The organism is Nonomuraea sp. NPDC050556 (assembly GCF_044457355.1).
Taxonomy (GTDB): Bacteria; Actinomycetota; Actinomycetes; order Streptosporangiales; family Streptosporangiaceae; genus Nonomuraea.
Map to the genome: position 1 here is coordinate 982,802 of NZ_JBITGU010000004.1, position 19,719 is coordinate 1,002,520.

At 69.9% G+C, this 19,719-nt stretch carries 15 protein-coding genes; 9 read left to right on the top strand and 6 right to left on the bottom strand.

Going from position 1 to position 19,719, the window contains the following annotated elements; genetic code table 11:
* The first annotated feature begins 759 nt into the window (after nucleotides 1–759).
* Nucleotides 760–1,950 carry a cytochrome P450 gene (locus ACIBG8_RS41565; protein ID WP_397348724.1) on the top strand — a complete coding sequence of 397 codons (1,191 nt, stop codon included), beginning with the start codon at nucleotides 760–762 and terminating at the stop codon, nucleotides 1,948–1,950.
* 449 nt (nucleotides 1,951–2,399) lie between these two features.
* Nucleotides 2,400–4,127 carry a hypothetical protein gene (locus ACIBG8_RS41570; protein ID WP_397348725.1) on the top strand — a complete coding sequence of 576 codons (1,728 nt, stop codon included), beginning with the start codon at nucleotides 2,400–2,402 and terminating at the stop codon, nucleotides 4,125–4,127.
* 6 nt (nucleotides 4,128–4,133) lie between these two features.
* On the opposite strand, the gene ACIBG8_RS41575 is transcribed toward ACIBG8_RS41570, so the two are convergent.
* From ACIBG8_RS41575 to ACIBG8_RS41590, 4 genes are read right to left on the bottom strand one after another with little or no spacing between them, the layout of a single operon-like run.
* A complete protein-coding gene (locus ACIBG8_RS41575; protein WP_397348726.1) occupies nucleotides 4,134–4,778 on the bottom strand; it encodes a 4Fe-4S single cluster domain-containing protein in 645 nt (214 codons plus the stop codon).
* The gene (locus tag ACIBG8_RS41580) at nucleotides 4,775–6,064 is read right to left on the bottom strand and encodes a hypothetical protein (RefSeq protein WP_397348727.1); all 1,290 of its coding nucleotides are present in this window, start codon (nucleotides 6,062–6,064) and stop codon (nucleotides 4,775–4,777) included. The genes ACIBG8_RS41575 and ACIBG8_RS41580 overlap by 4 nt, the downstream gene beginning before the upstream one ends.
* 31 nt (nucleotides 6,065–6,095) lie before the next feature.
* Complete coding sequence (locus tag ACIBG8_RS41585; RefSeq protein WP_397348728.1) at nucleotides 6,096–6,833, bottom strand: hypothetical protein; 738 nt, start codon at nucleotides 6,831–6,833, stop codon at nucleotides 6,096–6,098.
* 13 nt (nucleotides 6,834–6,846) lie between these two features.
* A complete protein-coding gene (locus ACIBG8_RS41590; RefSeq protein WP_397348729.1) occupies nucleotides 6,847–7,476 on the bottom strand; it encodes a hypothetical protein in 630 nt (209 codons plus the stop codon).
* Nucleotides 7,477–7,636: 160 nt separating this feature from the next.
* On the opposite strand from ACIBG8_RS41590, the gene ACIBG8_RS41595 reads away from it, so the two are divergent.
* Genes ACIBG8_RS41595 through ACIBG8_RS41625 form a run of 7 tightly spaced genes read left to right on the top strand, consistent with a single transcriptional unit; the run spans nucleotide 7,637 to nucleotide 18,106 of the window.
* Nucleotides 7,637–9,775 (top strand): protein kinase, encoded by a 2,139-nt coding sequence (locus tag ACIBG8_RS41595; protein ID WP_397348730.1) that lies wholly within the window; start codon nucleotides 7,637–7,639, stop codon nucleotides 9,773–9,775.
* The gene (locus tag ACIBG8_RS41600) at nucleotides 9,772–11,259 is read left to right on the top strand and encodes a hypothetical protein (protein ID WP_397348731.1); all 1,488 of its coding nucleotides are present in this window, start codon (nucleotides 9,772–9,774) and stop codon (nucleotides 11,257–11,259) included. The genes ACIBG8_RS41595 and ACIBG8_RS41600 overlap by 4 nt, the downstream gene beginning before the upstream one ends.
* Nucleotides 11,256–13,112 (top strand): AAA family ATPase, encoded by a 1,857-nt coding sequence (locus ACIBG8_RS41605; protein ID WP_397348732.1) that lies wholly within the window; start codon nucleotides 11,256–11,258, stop codon nucleotides 13,110–13,112. The genes ACIBG8_RS41600 and ACIBG8_RS41605 overlap by 4 nt, the downstream gene beginning before the upstream one ends.
* Entirely contained in the window at nucleotides 13,109–13,531 is a 423-nt protein-coding gene (locus ACIBG8_RS41610; RefSeq protein WP_397348733.1) for an FHA domain-containing protein, read from the top strand. Before ACIBG8_RS41605 ends, ACIBG8_RS41610 begins: the two co-directional genes overlap by 4 nt.
* Complete coding sequence (locus ACIBG8_RS41615) at nucleotides 13,528–16,821, top strand: CHAT domain-containing protein (protein ID WP_397348734.1); 3,294 nt, start codon at nucleotides 13,528–13,530, stop codon at nucleotides 16,819–16,821. The genes ACIBG8_RS41610 and ACIBG8_RS41615 overlap by 4 nt, the downstream gene beginning before the upstream one ends.
* A 3-nt stretch (nucleotides 16,822–16,824) precedes the next feature.
* A complete protein-coding gene (locus ACIBG8_RS41620) occupies nucleotides 16,825–17,454 on the top strand; it encodes a hypothetical protein (protein WP_397348735.1) in 630 nt (209 codons plus the stop codon).
* A 1-nt stretch (nucleotide 17,455) separates the two neighbouring features.
* Nucleotides 17,456–18,106 (top strand): RES family NAD+ phosphorylase, encoded by a 651-nt coding sequence (locus ACIBG8_RS41625; protein WP_397348736.1) that lies wholly within the window; start codon nucleotides 17,456–17,458, stop codon nucleotides 18,104–18,106.
* Here the strand turns inward: ACIBG8_RS41625 and ACIBG8_RS41630 are convergent.
* The gene (locus ACIBG8_RS41630; protein ID WP_397348737.1) at nucleotides 18,042–19,040 is read right to left on the bottom strand and encodes a hypothetical protein; all 999 of its coding nucleotides are present in this window, start codon (nucleotides 19,038–19,040) and stop codon (nucleotides 18,042–18,044) included. The two genes, ACIBG8_RS41625 and ACIBG8_RS41630, sit on opposite strands and share 65 nt — an antisense overlap.
* Entirely contained in the window at nucleotides 19,031–19,717 is a 687-nt protein-coding gene (locus tag ACIBG8_RS41635) for a TauD/TfdA family dioxygenase (RefSeq protein ID WP_397348738.1), read from the bottom strand. Before ACIBG8_RS41635 ends, ACIBG8_RS41630 begins: the two co-directional genes overlap by 10 nt.
* Nucleotides 19,718–19,719: the final 2 nt, after the last annotated feature.

Below are 19,719 nucleotides of genomic sequence, written 5' to 3' on the forward strand. Positions count from 1 at the left end.
CCCCCGGGAGCCCTCCCACAGCCCCTCCACCCCTCACCCCACAGCCCCTCCACCACCCACCCGCAGGGCCTTCCCTCCACCCACCCGCAGGGCCTTCCTACCGCCCCTCAGCCATCCACCCACGGCCCCTCCAACACCCCACCGCCGCAGCCCGGCGCGCCCACCACTCGGGCGCGCCCTGGGGCGCCGCGTCCGCGGGCCATCCGAACGACGCAACCCGGCGCCCACCCCACCCGGGTGCCCGCCCCAGCCCAGGCCCGCGCCTTCAAGGCGCCGCATCGGCAGGCCATGCGTGCGGTGGAGTCCGGCGCCCACCCCACACCCGCCACCCTCCCGAGACCGTGCGGCCCTTCAGGTGCCGCCACCCGCCGCCAGCCCCTCCAGAGGCCCACCCCCGGTGTCCGCCCCCAGCCCAGGCCCGCGCCTTCGAGGCGCCGCGTCGGCGGGCCATCCGCACAGCGGAGCCCGGCGCCCATCCCCCACCCACGCCACCGCACCCCGCACCGCCGCCGCCACCACCACCAGCATCCTCCACGTCCTCGCCTGGGCGCCCTCCACAGGCCACCCTCGTCGGGCGCGCCCTCCAGGCGCCGCGTCGGCGGGTCGTGTGTGCGGTGGAGCCCGGTGCCCCATCCGCCACGCGCGCCACCGCAGCGCGCCAGCCGTACGGATGCGCACTTGACTCCCCCCGCCGATGCGTAATAGAACACGTTTCAGAAACAAGTCCTACCAAGCGCTTGATCAAGTCAGGTGGGCCACATGCGCATCGACCTCGTCGACCAGGACCACTACGCGACCCTCGGACCCCCGCACGAGCAGCTCGCCTGGCTCCGAGCCCACAGCCCCGTCTATCGCCACCAAGGCACCCAAGGCGACCCCGACTTCTGGGCCGTCACCAAACACCAGGACGTCGTCCACATCTCCCGCCACTCCGAGCTCTTCTCCTCCTCACGCAAGCTCGCCCTCTTCAACGAGATGCCCGAGGAGCAGCGCGAGCTCCAGCGCCTCATGATGCTCAACCAGGACCCCCCGGAGCACACCCGCCGCCGCTCCCTCGTCAACCGCGGCTTCACCCCGCGCACGATCAGCGCCCTGGAACAGCACATCCGCGACATCTGCGATGACCTGCTGGACAACTGCTCAGGCGAGGTCGACTTCGTCACCGAGATCGCCGCCCCCCTCCCCCTCTACGTCATCTGCGAACTCCTCGGCGCCCCCGTAGAGGACCGCGAGAAGGTCTTCACCTGGTCCAACAAGATGATCGGCGCCCAGGACCCCGACTACGCCGACAACCCGGAAGAGGGCGGCGCGGCGGCCGCGGAGGTGTACGCCTACGCCAACCAGCTCGCCGCCCAACGCCGCGCCAACCCCCGCGACGACATCGTCAGCAAGCTCATCCAGCCCGACGAGAAGGGCGAAACGCTCGACGAGAGCGAGTTCGACCTGTTCGTCCTGCTGCTCGTGGTCGCCGGAAACGAGACCACCCGCAACGCGGCCTCCGGCGGCATGCTCGCCCTCTTCGACCACCCCGAGCAGTGGAAACGCCTGGTCGACGACCCGTCGCTGGCCCAGACCGCGGCCGACGAGATCGTCCGGTGGGTGTCGCCGGTCAACCTCTTCCGTCGTACCGCCACTGCCGACCTGGAGCTCGGCGGGCAGCAGATCCGCGAGAACGACAAGGTCGTGGTCTTCTACAGCTCCGCCAACCGCGACCCGGACGTCTTCGCCAACCCCGAGGTCTTCGACATCGCCCGCGACCCGAACCCCCACATCGGTTTCGGCGGCGGTGGCGCCCACTTCTGCCTCGGCAACCACCTGGCCAAGCTGGAGTTGCGCATCCTCTTCGAACAGCTGGCCCGCCGCTACCCCACCCTCACCCAGACCGGCGCGGCCCGCCGCCTCCGCAGCAACTTCATCAACGGCATCAAGGAGCTCCCCGTCCAGCTCTAGCCCAGATCACCATTAAAGGGCATAAACCTGGATTTCTCGTACCTGGTCAGAATCGGGCTAATTTCTGGACATTGTCCGGTTGCTGCCAAAATAGTGGCAACGAAGTCGTTCGTTCATTCGTCATAGCTTGTGCAAACACCCGATCTCATTAACGGGGTGACGAATTGGCGAATGACGTTCTACTCGATATCGGCCACGCCGCCGCATCAGCTTTCCGGGAAAGCGGCTACAAAAGGGTAGATCTATCTGATATCGGTCGTCACGTCGACATCGCTCGCGGCCGTGGGAGGCCCGCGGCCGGAAGCGGCCGCGGCGTCGACTGGGTACGTAAGAGAGTCGGCCAGAAGGCCTGCGCGGCGCTGCTCGCAGGATGGGCCTCCTGGCAGCCCGACGCGGGCGGCACGGGCGGCCTCCCCATCCCCTCCTCCCCCGCCCCTCCGGCGGAGTGGGTGATCGACGCCAGGACGCTGATGACCGAGTCCATCGAGCGCCTGATCGCCTTCCTGGAGGCCGATCGCGACCTGTTCCACGCCGTACTGCTCGCCGTACCAGAAGCCGCCTCTGACGCGAGCGGGCCGCTGGACCAGCACGAGCGGATCAGCCCGATCATCCGCGCCGCCAGGTCGGGATGGTGCGGGGTGTTCTCGGACTGGCTGACCCCCGTCATGGAGGCTGCCTACCACCCCCTTCTCGTCCTGACCCCGGGCGAGCTGCGCCAGGACGCCGATCAGCTGTCCGACCTCATCGTGCGCACGACCGTGCATCGGGCGAACGGGATGACGGTACGAGCGGACGCCCTCTGGGGCTACTGGTTCTACCAGTGCATCGTCGGGCGTACCGGTCCGGCGGCGGAGCAGCGCGAGCGGGCGGAACGCGACGTGCGGGAAGGACAGGTCGCGCACTCGATCGAGTCACCGGTCGCCCGGCTGGCCCGAAGCATGTTCGGCTGCAGGGACATGTCCGCCACCATCGCGACATACGTAACCGCAGCAGAGCAGGCCGCCACCGCTGGCAACTGGGCTGAGCACTCCGACTCGCTGAGCCGCGCCGGACTGGCGGCCCTGTGGTTCGGCGACTGGGACAGGGCAGGCGCCCTGCTGTCGGAGTCGGAGTTCGCGGCTCGACAGCACCTGGGCGAGGACGATCCGCGGATCGCGCGAGCGCTGTCCAACCTGGCCGAACTCTCGGCGCGCAGCGGCAGACCCGATCGAGCCCTGCGCGAGGTCAAGGAGGCGCTGCGGCTACGCGGCCAGGACACAGGACCGATGCGCGATCGCCGCATGAGGCTCACCGAGGGAGTTCGGGTGATCGCCTACCTCGAGCACGGCTACGTGACCCGTGCGGAGCGCCTGGCCGCCCGGCTGCGCGAGGAGAGCCGGGGAACCGACAACCAGGCCAAGGACCTTCTCACCCACGCCAAGGCCCTGAGGCTGACCGGACGGCCGGGCGCCGCTCTGCGGCTGCTCCATGATGCCGACCAGCGCAGCTTCGGAGCGTTCGGCCTCGAGAAGCTGACCGAACTGGCGGCCTGCGAGTTCGATCTCGTACGGCCTGACCGGGCGGCGGCTCACCTCGCGCCCCTCGCGGTCAACTGGTCCTGGTACGCGCACAAGATCTCCGCCAGGCTCACCTTCGACATGCTCATCCGATACGCCCTGGCGAAGAACTCGCACAGGACGCTCGTCTCCTACCGGGAAGAGGCTCTCGGCTGGAAGGGGATCGAGCAGGAGGACCAGCTCTTCGAGCGCTTCGGGCGAGCGTCCGCACAGCTCCTGCGACACGGCGGCAACCTGGAGGCGGCCCACGAGGAACTTCGCGCCGTCAGCGACAGCGAGGCGCGACGCGTCGCCGACGGCCGGTTGTTCCGCTGGCACCCGTCGATCGCGGCGACCCGTCTGGAGCAGGCCGAATGCCATGAAGCCCGCAACTCCAACGCGGAAGCGGAACGCGACTACCGCTGGGTCGTCGGGAACCCCGCCCTCGATCCCACGCATCCGATACGGGTGGCCGCCATCCTGGGCCTGGCGCGTCTCGCCCATCGGGCGGGCCTCGACAAGGAAGCCGTGGACCTGCTTCACGACCTTCCCGCATCCTACGCGTGGCCTCTCGACCCCGAATTGGAGATCTCAGAGGAAATGACCCGGTTGCGCCGCATCCTGGGTATCGACACCTGGTGACGCGGGTCAGGACCGCTGCGACGCGTTGTTCAGCCTTATGCCCCGGCTGCGCAACTCGCGCTCGATCTTGCCCAAAGAACCTGGGGGCGGCACGCCGATGAGCAGGATCTCGCCCGACTCCTTGACGACGGCCTGCATCGGCGTCCGCTGCACCTCCTCGTGCTCGTGGGCCGCGTAACGCGCCCGTCCGAGCGGGGTCTGCAGGATCATGCGCTGGTTGGCCGAGCCGCGCCAGATCAACCGGGTGGGGAGAGAAGCCTCGTACCTGCCGACGATGAGCACGTCCGCGAGCGCAGCGGCCTCCTCCTGCACGCCGTTCAGCTCCGCCGGTTCGTAGCCGGTGTACAGGAGGATGTCGGCCGCGGGGCTGACGGCGCGCACCCGGGCGAGGAGGACGGCCAGCGCGGCAGGCTGGGTCAAGGGCTCACCGCCCGAGACGGTGAGCCCCGTCGCTCCTCTGGCGGCCGCCCGGAGCCAGCCGGTCTCCAGATCCTTGATCGCGATCGCCGCGCCGCCGGACGGATCCCAGGTGTCACGTGACATGCACCCGCGGCACGCCAGGGGGCATCCCTGCGTCCAGATCGTCAGCCTGGTCCCCGGTCCGAGCGCGGTCACGGGGAAGTGGACGCGGCTCACCCGTAGATCGTTCATCGGGTCCTCCGGCTGGCGTCCGGGATGCTGGCGGCCTCTGTCACGGCAGGACGTGCCACCACTTCGGTGACCGCATCGGTGTAGGCCGCGGCAGCGGCGGCGTAGGCGCTGTTGATCTCGGCGGACAGGTGCTCGTGGCGTTCGCGCTGGCTCTCGACCTTCTCGTCGAACTCGTCGATCTGGCGCTGCGCGGTTTCCGCCCCCGTGCGCCCGGCGCGCAGCCGGTCCGCCTCCTCGCGCTGACGCTCGGCGGCGCCCCGGTACGCGGACACCATCGGGTGGTCCTCCGCGATGCCGAGCAGGAACGCCAAGGCCCCCGCGAGGAGGAGCAGCATCGCGAACATCACGCTGACCGTGACCGGGGTGAGCCCGAGCTGCTCGATCGTCGTGTGGCGCGACCGGCCCCTGAGTGGATTGACGGCCTCGGCGCCAGAAACCTTCGAGGCCGTGGCCGCCATCGGCATGAGCACCCTGCGCCGCAGGTCGCCGAGGAGGATGGCCAGGGCTATCCACGGACCCAGCGCGACGAGGCCCAGCACCCAGCCGAGACCGTCCGCACCTGTCGCTCGCCTGCGCCGGTACAGAACCCCTGACATGTGCGGAAGGAAGCACATGACCGCGGCCACGGGGAATGCGAAGATCGCCGCCCGCCACCAGATGGGTTCGAAGAACTCGAAGATCTTCAATTGAACCGGAACCTCGACCATAACGAGCAGGCCGAGGAGCGCGTACTTGAGCCTGGCCGACATCTGCTTGCCCAGCGGCCCCTCCCACTTCGGCTCGCCGACCTCAGGATCGCTGCTGGTCAGGTCGGGGTGGACGATGCTCACCCCTGAGCCTGAGACGGCGTCGGCCGGAAGGTCGGCAGGACGCTCCGGCTCGCCCTTGGCCCGTTTTGCACGGCGGCCGCTGTCCAGGTCGTCCTGGACAGCGGCCTCACGCGCGGCGACCCGGTCCATCTGGACGAGTGCCCGGTCCATGAACGCACCAGCCGACGTGATGCGCTCCTGGGCCAGGGCGATCTCGTGGCTGGAGGCGGCCACCTCGCGGTGGTGGGTCGCGTTGGCTGCGCGCAGCCCCTCTCTGTCCTCGATGTACTGTGCCCCGCGGCGAGACAGCGCCTCCTTTCTCTGCTCGTCGAGCATCGTCATGTACGGGACCTCGAGGCCGTCCGCCAGCGACCACTCGTCAAACTTGCCCGACTTGCCGGACACGCGACCGGCCTTCCTCGCCTGGCGGATCAACCAGCCGAAGCGCCCCGCGGAACGGGGTGGACGTCCGAACATGGTGGTGTCTCCCTCCGATGGTGCGATGGCATTACTGGTCGAGCTTCTGGCCGCGGAGATCGAGGACGGGCCCGCCCGCACCGGTAATCAGCTCGTTCCAGAAGGCAAGCAGCAGGTTTGTCCGGCCGGGCACCTTGGAGAACCCCTTGCCGAAGCCGTATGCGGTGATCTGCGTCCCGCTCAGGTTGGGGACGCGCGCGTCCGCCTTGAGCTCGGCGATCAGTTCTTCCCTACGCTGCTTGTCGTCGAGCTTCTCCTTGTAGAGGTTCATCGTCGCGTCCGTCTGGGCGAAGTCGCTGATCACGAGCATCTCGTACACGCCGTCGCCCGGTGGTCGCCCGCCTACGGCGCGGTCGATCCCGCCGAGGATGTCCGAAGCCTTGTACTCGTCCTTCTGCGCGCAGGCGAGCATCGTGGCCGCACCCTCCAGCGCGACGTCGAGCGCGTCCGCACGGTTCGCGGCGACGTCGTCCCCCGGCTGGTGAGCCTGGTCGAGGACGACGCTGTCGATGTCGCACTTCGACGACCCGGAGGAACCCGTGATGGGCGCGAAGGCGACGGCACCGCAGTGCTTGTCGACGAGGAACTCGCCGAGCCGCTCCTTCATCAGACCTTCGACGTCGAGTTTCGTGCCCGAGCCCGACCCGTCGAGGACGACCGCACAGGGCGTGGTCCACTGGGGGTTGTCCTCGTCACCGCCGCAGGCGGGCAGGGCCATGAGGGGAAGGGCCGCCGCCGCGGCCACGACCCCTCGGGTGATCGCGTTCATGAGCGCTCCTGAGCTAGATGCCGTTGAGGAGTTCGAGGGCTCGGGTGATGTCCCGGATCGGCTCCGCCGCGTTCAGGTCGTCGTCCTTGTCGGCGCGGAGGAACAGGAGCGGGTCAGGCTTGTCCCAGATGGGGTCGAGCACGATCGCATCGGGGGGTCGGAAGGGCGGCCGTGCGCCACCGCCCCTCATGCCCTCGTGGTGCCTGACCACGTGGACCCAGTACTCCTGCTGTTCCTGGTTCGCCGCGTCGACCACGGCCTGCGCCTTGCGCCGGCACTGCTCGACCTGGGCGAGCCACCGGCTGTGGGCCATGCGGAAGCGGGCGGCCTCGCCCGCGCTGATCCTTCCCCGCCTCTCGTGGGCGGCAACGACGGTACGGGCCAGGCCGTGGATGCGGACCACTTCCTGCGTGCCCACGCGGCGCAGGTAGGCCTGCAGTTGCTTGGAGGCGCGCCCGGCCTGGAAGTCGAGTTGACGGAGATAGCCGGTGACGGGCGCTTCGCCGTACAGAGTGAGGTCGGAAGGTATCTGCGGAATCGCGTGACGACCGTCGGCGCGACCGTTCCTGGCTGCCCGACGACGCTGGAATACCGTCAGGCGCGCCGCACGGATGTCGCCGCGAATGGACTCACTTCTAGCCATTTGCCCGCCTCTATGACAATCATGGAGAAAGACCGGATCCCACCTCATTGGTACGTCACACGATGCCCTTGAGTGGCGGTGGTTACATCTCGGGAATTACGTCCAACTAACGCAATTCACCACATCGCGCACGGACGCCTGCGGACACAGAATCGACCCCGTGAAGCGCCCTCCCGACCCCACCGAGCCCGACGATCCGCCACCGGCGCCGACCGTCGCCGAGACCGCCACCGACTCGGGTCGCACGGAACGGCCCTCCGCTACAGACGCGCTGCCCCCCGAGCTGGCCGCCCGCTTCAGCGACCCGGAACTGCTCTCGTCGGAATCCGGAGAGGCCCTCGTCTACCGCGTGCGGGATCTCGACGGCCAGACCGTGGTTCTCAAGGTCTACAACGCCAGATCGCCGAACAGGCAGGAGGTCTACGCCGGGCTCGATCGCGTCACCAGCGCGCACGTCGTCAAGCCCTACGACAGGGACAACGGCACCGGACCCCAGTGGGAGGTCAGCGAATACCTGCCGCACGGCAGCCTGCGCGACCTGATGGAGGAACATCGGCACGGCCTGCCCACCGACCTGATCCGGCTGATCGCCCAGCAGTGCGCCGAGGCCCTCGGCCAGTTGCACGCGAACCACGTCAAGCATCGAGACATCAAGCCGGACAACATCCTGGTACGCACCAGATCACCGCTATGCGTCGCGCTGACCGACTTCGGGATAGCGCGCCGCGACACCGAGCACACCCGCCAGACCTCCAGCAGGTCGGGCACCGTCGTGTACATGTCGCCGGAGGCCCTCGCGGGCCTGGTCTCGCCGGCCGACGACTGGTGGTCGCTCGGCATCAGCATCGCCGAGCTGGCTCTCGGCGAGCATCCGCTGGCCGTCTCCCCCATGGCGTACAAGACGCAGGTCGTGAGCGGGACGATCGACGTGCGGGCCATCGCCGACCCTGATGTGCGGATGTTGTGCCAGGGGCTCCTGCTGAACAACCCGGTCCACCGGTGGAAGGAGAAGGCCGTCCGCGACTGGCTGGCCGGGGACCCTCCGATCCTGGTCCGCGAGCAGGTCACGCCCGAGGTCCGCCCCCTGGAGTTCGCCGGGATCTCCTATTTCAGTCCGGCCGACCTTGCCGCCCGCCTGGCTCTCAACTGGGCGGCGGGCATCGTGTGGACGCAGGATCACGAGGAGGAGCTGCTCGACTGGCTCAGCCAGTTCCCCGGGTCCGACCCCGACGTCATCCGGCGCCACCACGGCCCGCCGGACGTCCACCAGCTCTACGTGATCAGGGCCATCAACCCGGACAGCCCGCCTTCCTATCGTGCGGTCGCGCTCGCGCCGGAGCACCTTCCTGGGCTGGCCGGTATCGCGGTCCGCGACCCGGACGGTCTGGCCAGCAGGATCCTCATGGATCTGTGGCGGCATCGGCTGCTGACCGTCCTGGATCGATTCGCGGGTGGAGCGGGGCTGGCCGACTACGACGCGCGTTGGCGTGCCAACGAGGTGCGGTGGCGCGAGGTCGTGAGCCGGCTGCGGCACGCCGGAGCCCCCGTGGACGGCCTCGACCGGCGTGACGTGCTGGCCGAACTGCTCCTGCTGACCTGCGAGCCGCGAAGCCGCATCGCCGAGCTCCGATCCGTGGCGGCTTCGACCCGGAGCACCCTGCTCGCCATGAGGGTGCGCCTGCCCTGGTACGACTGGGACGCCGAGGCAGGCCCTGTGGAGACGCTCGCGGCCGCTCTCCTGGCCCACTCCGCCCGCGAGGCCGCCGACGAGCGCCATCGCGTCTGGGCGGACTACCTCGACGACCAACGCCGCAGAGCCCTGCGCAGGTGGCTGAACCGGACGCAGCGGTCCACCGCGCTCGGGTGGGCGGCGCTCGCGGTCGCCGTGCCCGCGGTGGCGTTCGTGGTCGCGCTGACCATCAGCGACCTGATCGGCATGGCGCCGCCCGAATCGGTCACCCAGTCGTGGCTCTGGGCGGCCCTGTGCGTGCTCATCGTGGTTGCCACGGAGGTGCCGTTCGCCGCGAGGCTCGGGCGGCAGTATCACCCGTGGTATTCGCTGGCCAGCACGATGATCGCAGCGGGCAGCCTGGTGGTCCATCCGATGCGCGGGCGCAAGTGGCTCGCCCTCCTGTCGATCTGCGTGGCCGCTCTGGCTCTCGCCGGCGCGCTCGCGCTGGCACCTGTACTGGTGCCGGCCGCCGCGATCGCCGGGCACATGACATGGCTGGTGCTGCGCGCCCGCCGTTTCCAGGCCCGCGAGGGCAGCCGAGGCGAAACGTTAGGAGCATCGACATGAGCTCGTGGAAAGCAGGTGTCGCCTCGTTCAACCTGGTGACTCCGGCGCAGGCGGCTGCCGCCAAGGCCGCAGCCGCCGCGGCCGCCAAGGCCGCGGCGGCCCAAGCGGCCCACCAGGCCCACATGCAGGCGCTCGCGCACATGGCTGCGAACAACGTGCTGGGTGTGACGGGAGCCAAGGCAGGGGCGGGCGCGGTCGCGGCGAAGGCGGGGGCCGCAGCGGGCGCGGCGGGTGCGCACACCGGGCTGAGCGTCGCCACCGCCGTCATCACGCCCATCGCCGTCGGAGCCGCCGCCCTCCTGGTGACCTACGGCGCCGCGCGCCTGGCTGGGGCGGCCGTCGACGGGCTCGTCGACCTGGCGGACTCGATCGAGCGCGATCGTGCCCGGCCCATCTGCAGCGACGAGGCCGATGAGCTGTGGATATCCGCCGTCACCGAGGTGACGAGGCGCAACGCGCGGATCGCCGCGCTGCGCGGGTCCCTGGGCGGCGGCGCGGGGCCTGACCTGCCGCTGCCGGAACCGTGCGCCGTCGGAGGCTCGACCGTGGAGCGCCTGATCGCCTGGTGCCGTAGCGTCGATGAGGATCTGGCCAAACTCGACAGCGTGATCGCGGCGGAGCGCCGCCGCCGCGCCCTGCGCCTGCTTCGCCTCTCCCAGCCTCCAGAGTTGGTAGCCGCCGCAGCCGTCGTCGACGTCTCCATGTCGGGAAGCTCCGCGCAGTCCGGGAGCGGGCGTACGGCGCAGCTCATGGCCAACGTGGACGCCGAGATCCTCGCGGCCATGGACGAGCTCCCCAGCGGGGCCGGCGACCAGTACCACGCGGACGCGCTGCGCATGGCGGCCAAGGCGCGGGCCGCCGCGGCCACCGGCCGCGAGCGGGCCTGGCTGGTCGAGCTTCGAGAGAAGGTCAGGCAGGCGAAGAGAGCCGTGGAGGACGCGCACCTGGCGGCCGGATACCTGGAGGCCCTCGACTCTCAGGACATCGCCGACGAGCCCAGCGGCCCCGACACCCTGATCGAACGGCTTCGCGCGGTGCGGGACGGCCGCTCCGTGCTCGGAGACGATCTGCGGGCCTGGGCGGGGCAGGCGCTCGCCGACCTCGAGCTCGCGCGCGAACGGGCCCATGTCCTCGCGACCACCCGCGATGTGCTGAGCGACCAGGGGTTCGACGTCGACACCACCAGCTCTGGAGCCATCCGCGGCGCGCACCGCGACTGGCGCGGGTTCTACGTGGAGTTCGACATCGACGATCGGATGCAGCTGTCGGCCGCCCTCCGCACGGTTCACGGAGCCAGGGAGGACAACCCTGAGCGTGTCACCGACTGGCGCGAACGCTACGCGCCGGTAGAGGGGTCGCTGTCGCAGGCGGGGGTGTCCGTGAGCCTCGAACCCGCAGCGGACATCTCCATCAGTTTCGACGCCACCGCCGACGCGGATGAGGAATCCGCGAAGGTCGCCAGGAAGCAAAGGAAAGCGCCGTGACTCTCCCTCATGACTGCCCCCACTTCCTTCGCGAGGTGTGCGGCACCCTGCCGGTCCATTCGCAGTACGTGCTGCACGGCAACATCCGCGACAAGTTCCTGTTCACCCCGCCCGGCGAACCTGGCCCTGCGCTGCTGCCGGTGATACCGGCGCTCCGGGCGGCGATGAGCACCCGGGGATACGACTGCGTCCTCGTGTACGACACGGCGGACCAGTCGCTGCGGGTGGACGCCGACACCGCCCCTGCGCAGGCCGCCGCCCAGAAGGCCGCCTCGGAGTGGCTCAGGGACGTCTCCTTCGGCAAGCCGTACAAGCTGACGGATCTGGTGCCGATCCTGCACGCTGTGGCCGGTCCCAACCCGGCGCGCAGGGCAGCCGTCGTCGTCGACTACGCCTCGCGCATCGCTGCCGACCCGGCCAAGCCGGGGCAGGAGGAGCGCGCCTTCTTCCGTTTCGCCGAGAAGCTGTCTCACCTGGCGCAACCTGTCTCCGGAGCGCACGATCTGTTCAACCCGGTCATATGGCTGGTCGACGGTGAACGCGACCTTCCGCCCTGGATGCTTCTCGGCAACGAACGCATCCGCTCTGTCGGCATCCCCATCCCCGACTTCGAGCTGCGCATGCGCGCTGCGGCCCTTGAGGCGAGCGCTCTGGGAATGCCCGACGACGACCCGAAGGCCGCTGAGATCGTCAAGACGTACGCAGAGCAGACCGACGGCATGACGCTCAGCGCCATCCAGGAAGTGCGGATCCTCGCCCAGGACCGTGGCACCGGCGTCGACGGGCTCGCGGAGGCGATCCGCGTCTACAAGTTCGGCGTCGAGAGGAACCCCTGGCGCCGTGATCACCTGCATGGGCTCATCAAGGAGGGTGAGACGGCGATCCCCCGGCGGGTGCGCGGCCAGGTGGAGGCCGTCACGAAGACGCTGGACATACTCAAGCGGGCCGCACTGGGTCTGTCGGGCGCGCAGGCGACGTCGACGGCGACCCGGCCACGCGGCGCGCTCTTCTTCGCCGGGCCGACGGGCGTCGGCAAGACCGAGCTGGCCAAGGGGATCGCCGTGGTGCTGTTCGGCCGGGGAACCGAGCCGTTGCGTTTCGACATGAGCGAGTTCTCCGCCGAGCAGTCCGCTGATCGTCTCATCGGCGCGCCACCTGGCTACGTCGGGTACGAGGCGGGTGGAGAGCTGACCGGCGCGGTCCGGCGGGATCCGTTCCGCGTCATTCTGTTCGACGAGATCGACAAGGCGCATCCAAAGATCCTCGACAAGTTCCTCCAGATCCTCGAAGACGGCCGGCTCACCGACGGCCAGGGCGTCACCACGTACTTCTCCGAGTGCGTCCTGGTCTTCACCTCCAACCTCGGCATCATGATCCCCGACCCGGCAGATCCGACGGGCAGGCGCAAGATCAAGAGCATCGGCCCGGACGACTCGTATCTCGAGATGAACCGCAAGGTGAGCGCGGCCATCAAGGAGCACTTCCTGATCGAGCTCGGCCGCCCGGAACTGCTCAACCGCTTCGGAGACAACATCGTGGTGTTCCGCTCCATCGACAAGGGCGTGGCGTCGGAGATCTTCGACATCCAGCTGGAAAACGTCATCCAGCGCGTGCGCGACACCCAGCGCGTGGAGGTGACGGTGGACCCCGCCGTCGAACTCGCCCTGCGCAAGATCTGCACCACCGACGAGATCCTGCTCAACGGCGGACGGGGCGTGGGCAACACGCTGGAGTCCTGTTTCATCAACCCGCTCGGCCGCGCGCTCTTCGATGGCAACGTCGCCGCGGGCTCCTCGTGCCGCGTCGTCGGGCTCAAAGCCGAGGACGGCACCTACACCCTGGTGCTGTCATGAGGCGGAAATGCCCGCGCTGCTCGTTCGTCACCGACGACGACTCGATCACGAAGTGCCGCAGGGATCACTCCGTCCTCGTGGAGGCGGGGACGTCCGTCCTGAGAGTGGCGTTCGCCAACGGCGTCACGGTGGAGATCGCGCCAGGCGACGAGGTGCGTTTCGGACGCGACCCCGACTGGTCCGACCACGCCGAGTGGCTGCAGGAGTTCGCCAAGGTGTCACGCAGGCACGCCACCGTGGGGTTCCGGACGGGCGGCACGGCGTGGGTGATGGTGGAGAGCGACTCGCGCAACCTCACCTACGTCGGTTCCACGCCGATCGCCAAAGGTCGCTCGATCACCCTCGACGACGGATGCACGCTGCGGTTCTCGCGCAAGCTGTCCGCCACCGTGACCATCGAGACAGGGGACGACCTGTGAGCCCGTACGCGGAAGATCTCTCCCTGGCCCTCGCCTACATCTCGCACGGAGGTACGCCGGAGGAGCGTGACCGGGTCATCGAGCGATTCGAGAAGATCGCCGCCACGGAGGACCTGCCTGACAGGTTCGCGCCGGTCGCCCATCTCATCCTCGGCATCATGCTCATGCTGCGGGTGGTCCACATCCCGCTCGGCCCGTCTCTCAGCATCGCGGAGCTGTTCGAGAAGCCCCCTTCCGTGGCCGACCTGACGGACGAACGTGTACGGTCCGACCTGCTGCGGGCCCGCGCGAGCCTGGCACGCGGCGTGGACGGCAGCGATGACCTGCCGGAGCAGGTGCGATCCTTCGCCGTGCTGCTGACCGCGATGGCATGCCTGCTCGAAACCGCGGACTCCACATTCGACCCTGCCTCCATGTCCGAGCTGCTCGGCCAGGCGTTGTCCCAGGTGACACCCGGGAACGCCGGCCATACCGAACTGGCGGCGCTCGCCGCCTGGTCGAAGGCGTCAGCGGGCATCGAGGCGGGCCTGCCGGCCGACACCGTCCTCGCGGAGCTGGACGGCCCGCTGAGCGCACTGGGAGAGGGGCATCTGCTCCGCCCGATGGTCCTCGCCGAGCTGGCGGTCGATCTCGCGAAACGTGGCGAGACCAGCGGCTGCGCGGCAGATCTGGCGGCGGCTGCCACGATCATGACGAGCGCCTGGACGGATTTCGGCCCGCACCGGGATCACCCGCTGTGGTCGCAGTCGCTGCGCAGGACGGCGGGCATCACGCTGACGCGCGCGGTGACCACCTCCGACCCCGCGGACATCGATGAGGCGCGGCGACTCGCGGACCTGGTGCTCGACCTGCCGGAGGACGTCCCCTCCAACCGGTTCCTCGTCGGGATGGCCCGCCTCCTGATCGCCTACCGCGACGGTGACCACGAGGCGTACAGCCCGGCCATCGACGACCTGGCGAGCGCGGCCGGGCAGATCGACCAGGATCACGAGATGTGGCCGGTGGCACTGGCGATGCTCGGCGCGACCCTGAGCGACGAATGGCTGCGCCGGGGTGGTCTGGAGAACACCGAGGCGGCCGACGTCTATCTACGGCTGGCCCGCGAGCACTTACAGGCCGTCACCGACCTGGACCAGCCGGGCGGCAGGGATCTCCTGGTCATCCGCGGGCTGTCCGGGCTTCTCCGCACCCTGCACGGTCCCCCCGACGTCGATCGGCTGGGCCTGGCGATCACCGACCTCGCCGAGGCCGTCGCGGGACTTCCGGACGGGCATCTGCTGCACAGCAGGCTCCTCAACGGCCTCGGAACCGCGATGGCGATGCGTGGCTCGGCCAGCGGCGACATGGACGAGGTCAGGAAGGGCGCCAAGCTGGTGACGGAGGCGGCACGACGCGGCACCCCCGTCTCAGGCGGCCAGGCCAGCATGATCGCCGCGGGCGGGCTCGCCGCACTGCTGGTCGGCGCGCTCGACCAGGACAGGACCACGATGGCCGAGGGCGTCGCGCTCCTTCGGACGGCAGCCGGCAATCCCGGCTACCTGCCGGGGGAACAGGTCCGCCTGCATCGTGGCCTGGGCAACGCCCTGGTCAGCATGCACGATCTCACCGACGAGCCCGACTGCCTGAACGAGGCGGTGGACGCGCTCACCGCCGCGGCGGACCTCGTCAGCGCGGATGCGGCCAATCCGAGCTCTGGTGGGTTACTGCGCGATCTGGCCGTCACCCTCCACAAGCGCGGTGCGGCCGGCGACACCCTCCTGGCCGTGGAGACCGGCCTGAGGTCGCTTGCCGCGTTCGAGGAGGAGGTGCTGCTGCAGACCGGTGCCGAGCACGGCCTGGCCGTCGCGCGAGGGATCGCCGAGTTCGCCCGCGAGGTGGCTGGCTGGTGCCAGGAGCTCGGCGACGATGTGAGCGCGCTGATCGCCCTCGAACGCGGGCGCGGGCTCGTTCTCAACGCCGCCACAGCCGCCGCGAACGTCCCTGACGTGCTACGCGCCGCGGGACATCATCGGCTGGCCGACCAGTGGCAGCACAGCAATGGCGGACTGACCATCCCCTGGCACACGCTGGAGCGGCGCGAACACGGCGAGCTGATCGACCTGCTCATGTCGGCCGGCAGTGCGCCGATCCCCAGCGACCTACGGCACCGGGTACTCGTCGAGCTCGATCGCGCGGGACATCGCGCGTTGCCCGCGCCGTCGCCCGCGACCATGGCAGCGGCGCTCCGCGCCGTGGACATGGACGCGCTGGTCTACCTCATACCGAACGGGGAGGGATCGGTGGCTCACCTGCTCGTGCTGCGGTCCGGCGGCTGCTTGGAGAGACTGGCTGTGGCTGACAACGGGCCGCCAACACCGGACGACCGCGAGGCGCTGTGTGACTGGGCAGGCGCCACGGTCATGGCTCCCCTCCTCAAGACAGCACGCACATGGTCGGACGGGAGACCTCCTCGCCTAGTGCTGGTCGCCCTGGACGCGCTCGGCTCGATCCCCTGGCACGCCGCACGATGGGACGGGCGGCACGCCTGTCAGGACGCCGTCATCTCCTTCATCGCCTCCGGTCGCCAGCTCGCGGACGTCGCCAGGCGATCCCCGCGCCCGCCCGACGCGGACGCGGTGCTGGTCGCGAATCCCACCTGGGACCTGCTGAACGCGGACGCGGAGGTCCGCGCGCTTCGCGCCGCGCACTATCCGTTCGCCCGCGTGTACGGCCCCGCGCAACAGGACGCGGCCGGCCCTGGGCGCCCCGACGACGTGCTGGCGCACCTGCCGTCCCGCGACCGGCTCGGCGCCTCGCTCCTTCACCTGGCCTGCCACGCGTGGACGGGAGAGAGCCCCGAGCGGTCATTCCTGAAGCTCGCCGCCTCCCACCGGTCCAAGGAGTCGTACGAGCGGCTCGAGATCAGTGAGGTGGTACGACAAGGGCTCGGCCGCCCTCCGGACGCGCCAGGCGGGTTGGTCGTGCTGTCCTCCTGCTGGTCCGACCGGACCGTCGAAGCGCACGACGAAGCGCTCACCCTGGCCACCGCGTTCCTGGCTGCGGGGGCGGCGACCGTGGTCGGCAGCCGATGGCAGGTCAGCGACCTGCGGACGGCCGGCCTGATGTTCATGTTCCACCGCTTTCTGCTCACCGAGCCGCCGGCCGACGCACTGAGGCTCGCGCAGCTGTGGATGCTGGACGCAGATCGCACCTACCCGGACGAGATGCCCGCACGGCTGCGCGAGGACCTGGAAGAAGTGGACCTGACCGAGGTACACGCATGGGCCGCCTTCACTCATCAGGGGATGTGAAAGATGGATCCTGTACTCGTGGCGTTCGCCACTCACTGGGAGGACATCCACACGACTGTCACCGCCGAACAGTCGTCCGACCTCGACGAGCTGGCCGCGGAGCTGGCCGGCGCGTCCCGCCGGGAGGCTCAGCTGAGGGTGCGCTACCTGATGGCGGAACTGCTCGGCAACGCGCTGCCCCCCGGGCATCTCGTCCGGAGAGCCATCCGGGACGGCGAGCGGGGCGAGGACATCGAGACGGTCGACCTGGAGGACAGCGTCGCCCTGCTCACGCTCACGTCGGTCCGGCGATCGTCCAGGCTCGCGAAACTCGAACTGCTCGCCGAACCGGGTTACACCGTCGACGAGGTGCGTGCCCGTGGCGCCGACCCGGATCTCGACGGGCTGCTCCGCCTTCCGACGCCGGAGGGTGGGCAACGACTGCCCGCCTTCCAGTTCACCGAGTCAGGCGCGGTTCCACCGGTGATCATCGAGATCAACGAGCTGTTGCGGTCGGCTGATGACCCGTGGGGCGTGGCCGACTGGTGGCTGCGCGGTAACAGCTGGCTCGGCGGCGTTCCCGCGGAGTTGCTGGCGTCCACCTCATCCGAGGAACTGCTGAGGGCAGCGCGTGCCGTACGAGGGGAGGAATGACATGGGTTTGGAGCTTCCGCCCCTCGACCACGACGTCTCCCCGCTCGGGTACCTTCTGGCGCCGGACACCATCCTGTGGCGTGTGCACACCAAGGGCAGAGTGCCTGGGGGATTCAAGCCGTCCGCCCTGGCGTCAGGTCGCTTCGACTGTACGGACGACGACCCGTACCCGTCGCTCTATCTGGCCTTCGACGAGCCGACCGCGCTCACGGAAGTGTTGTTGCGCAGCGTGCCCTTCGGGCGGCGCGGGCATCGGTATCTGCCCTATGAGACCGTGCGGAACCGGCAGATCTCCGCTGTGCGCACTACTCGGGAGCTGCGGCTGGTGGATCTGCGCTCGGGCAGGGCACTCGCGGCGGCCTGCCAGGACGAGTGGCTGGTGCATTGCGAGGAACGCCACTTCGGGCATACCCGCCAGTGGGCGTCGTGGCTTCGTGAACGCGATCCGGCAGCGAGCGGGTTCGTCTGGTGGACTCGACGCAATCTGAGCAAGGCCAGCATGGTGCTGTTCGGCGACAGGCCCACCTTTCTCGAGCCCGCCCACCTGCCCACCGTCGAACTCGGCACCGAGGGCGGGCTGGTCCAGGTCAACGAATGGTTACGGCAGTTTCGCGCATCGGTCGCCTGGCCCAAGGAAGATCCAGACTGGTGATGCGCCCGGCGAACGCGGCGGCTGGGGCGTATGCGGCACAAGCCTCGCCCCAGCGCCACGTCAGGTCGGCCACCAGGCACGCGGGCGGCTCGTCTCCTACGTCACGGCCGCCGAGCAGGGCCAACGCGCCTGTCACGTAAGCGGCGGCCAGGCACGGCAGAGCGGCGAACTCGCCAGTGTGGTCGCCCGCCGCTCGTGCGCAGCGCTCCGCCAGCCCCTCCCTGAGCCACCAGGCCTCGTCCTGATCACCTTCCAGCACGCAGGTCACCAGCGCGACGATCTCCACCGCCATGGCGTACGCCTCGGCGGTGAGCAGCCCGGCGCCGAACTCGACGTCGTGCTCGCCCGCCGCGAGATGGTCGAGATGCGCCGCCTCGTGGATGCCACGCCATACCCGGCTCCGCGCCGGAACGACCGGACGCGGGGCCACGACCAGCGCGGGCTCGTCCGTCGGCAACCGCAGCCACGCCCGCCACAGCGCGCCCGCGCATTCCGTGCCGTCCAGGAGGACAGGTACCGATCCCGGTGTCGGGCGATGCCGCCGACCCCAGGCGAGCTCCTCTGTGGCGCTCATGTTCCGCCCGGGACCCGGCTCCCGCAGCTGTACGGCCCGCAGGAAGGCTCGCAGCGCCGCACTCGCGGCGGCGACGGCCGGGTCTCTGGGCAACGGCGCGATCGTCCCCGCCCGGGGATATCCGGCGGGAACGGGGCCGGCCCTCGCGCGGAGGGCCACCAGCCGCCTGGCCGGTGGGCCACCGTTGGGTATCGAATGTTCCCGTACGACCTCGTCGAGGCCGCCGAAGGGGAGGCGGAGGACGGCGCAGGCCAGGGCGACCTCGGCCCACCCGCGTACCGTCCACACGGACGCCTCCAGGCCGTCGGCGGGCACTCGGGTGGCCCGCCACGCCGCGCTCCGCACCCAGGTCAGGTCCACAGCCGCACCCTCAGCAGCAGCCGGCCGCGATCGGTGAACCCGGTCCTGGCGTGGAGAGCCCGGTGATTGTCGATCAGGAGCAGGTCGCCGGCGCGCTGCTCGATGGTCGTCGCATCCGCGTCCTGAAGGCAGGCGGCGAAGGCCCGGCCGGCCTGCAGGACCTGACGCGGCAGATCGGGCGCCAGCGTGTCGGCCCGCCAGCGCACCGTGCCGTCTCCGGCGAACACCGGCGCCCGCCAGGCAGGCGCCGTGTGCTCGTAAGGCGCAGGTGGTCGCCAGAACCAGCACGGCTCGGACAACAAGCGCCTGTTGACGGCGGAAAGGGCCTCGGCTCGGTCGGCCGCGGCGCGCGCGGAGAGGAGCATCGAATCGCCCCCGTCACGGGCGGGCCGTACGACGAAGAGACAGACCAGCGGTTCCGGATCCCGGTGGTACTGCGCGTCCGTGTGGAATGCGGCAGGCCCGGCACGCAGCGAGAACGTGGCCGCGGGATCGCCGAGCGACGGCCGCACCGGCCAGACGGCCCGACCGCCGTCACGGGTGGAGGGCCGCCCGAACCGCGCCGCCAGCGCGAGCACCTCGGACGGCACGGGACGGCCCTCCTTCATGAAGGGGACGCCTCGTGCGAGCCCCCATCCCTGCTGCTTCAGCTCCGCGCGAACCCGCTCGACCTCCATAC

What these genes read in the sequence shown, in the direction of transcription:
- ACIBG8_RS41565 (WP_397348724.1), top strand. Translation starts at nt 760, where the DNA reads ATGCGCATCGACCTCGTCGACCAGGACCACTACGCGACCCTCGGACCC.
- ACIBG8_RS41575 (WP_397348726.1), bottom strand. Translation starts at nt 4,778, where the DNA reads ATGAACGATCTACGGGTGAGCCGCGTCCACTTCCCCGTGACCGCGCTC.
- ACIBG8_RS41580 (WP_397348727.1), bottom strand. Translation starts at nt 6,064, where the DNA reads ATGTTCGGACGTCCACCCCGTTCCGCGGGGCGCTTCGGCTGGTTGATC.
- ACIBG8_RS41585 (WP_397348728.1), bottom strand. Translation starts at nt 6,833, where the DNA reads ATGAACGCGATCACCCGAGGGGTCGTGGCCGCGGCGGCGGCCCTTCCC.
- ACIBG8_RS41590 (WP_397348729.1), bottom strand. Translation starts at nt 7,476, where the DNA reads ATGGCTAGAAGTGAGTCCATTCGCGGCGACATCCGTGCGGCGCGCCTG.
- ACIBG8_RS41600 (WP_397348731.1), top strand. Translation starts at nt 9,772, where the DNA reads ATGAGCTCGTGGAAAGCAGGTGTCGCCTCGTTCAACCTGGTGACTCCG.
- ACIBG8_RS41610 (WP_397348733.1), top strand. Translation starts at nt 13,109, where the DNA reads ATGAGGCGGAAATGCCCGCGCTGCTCGTTCGTCACCGACGACGACTCG.
- ACIBG8_RS41620 (WP_397348735.1), top strand. Translation starts at nt 16,825, where the DNA reads ATGGATCCTGTACTCGTGGCGTTCGCCACTCACTGGGAGGACATCCAC.
- ACIBG8_RS41625 (WP_397348736.1), top strand. Translation starts at nt 17,456, where the DNA reads ATGGGTTTGGAGCTTCCGCCCCTCGACCACGACGTCTCCCCGCTCGGG.
- ACIBG8_RS41635 (WP_397348738.1), bottom strand. Translation starts at nt 19,717, where the DNA reads ATGGAGGTCGAGCGGGTTCGCGCGGAGCTGAAGCAGCAGGGATGGGGG.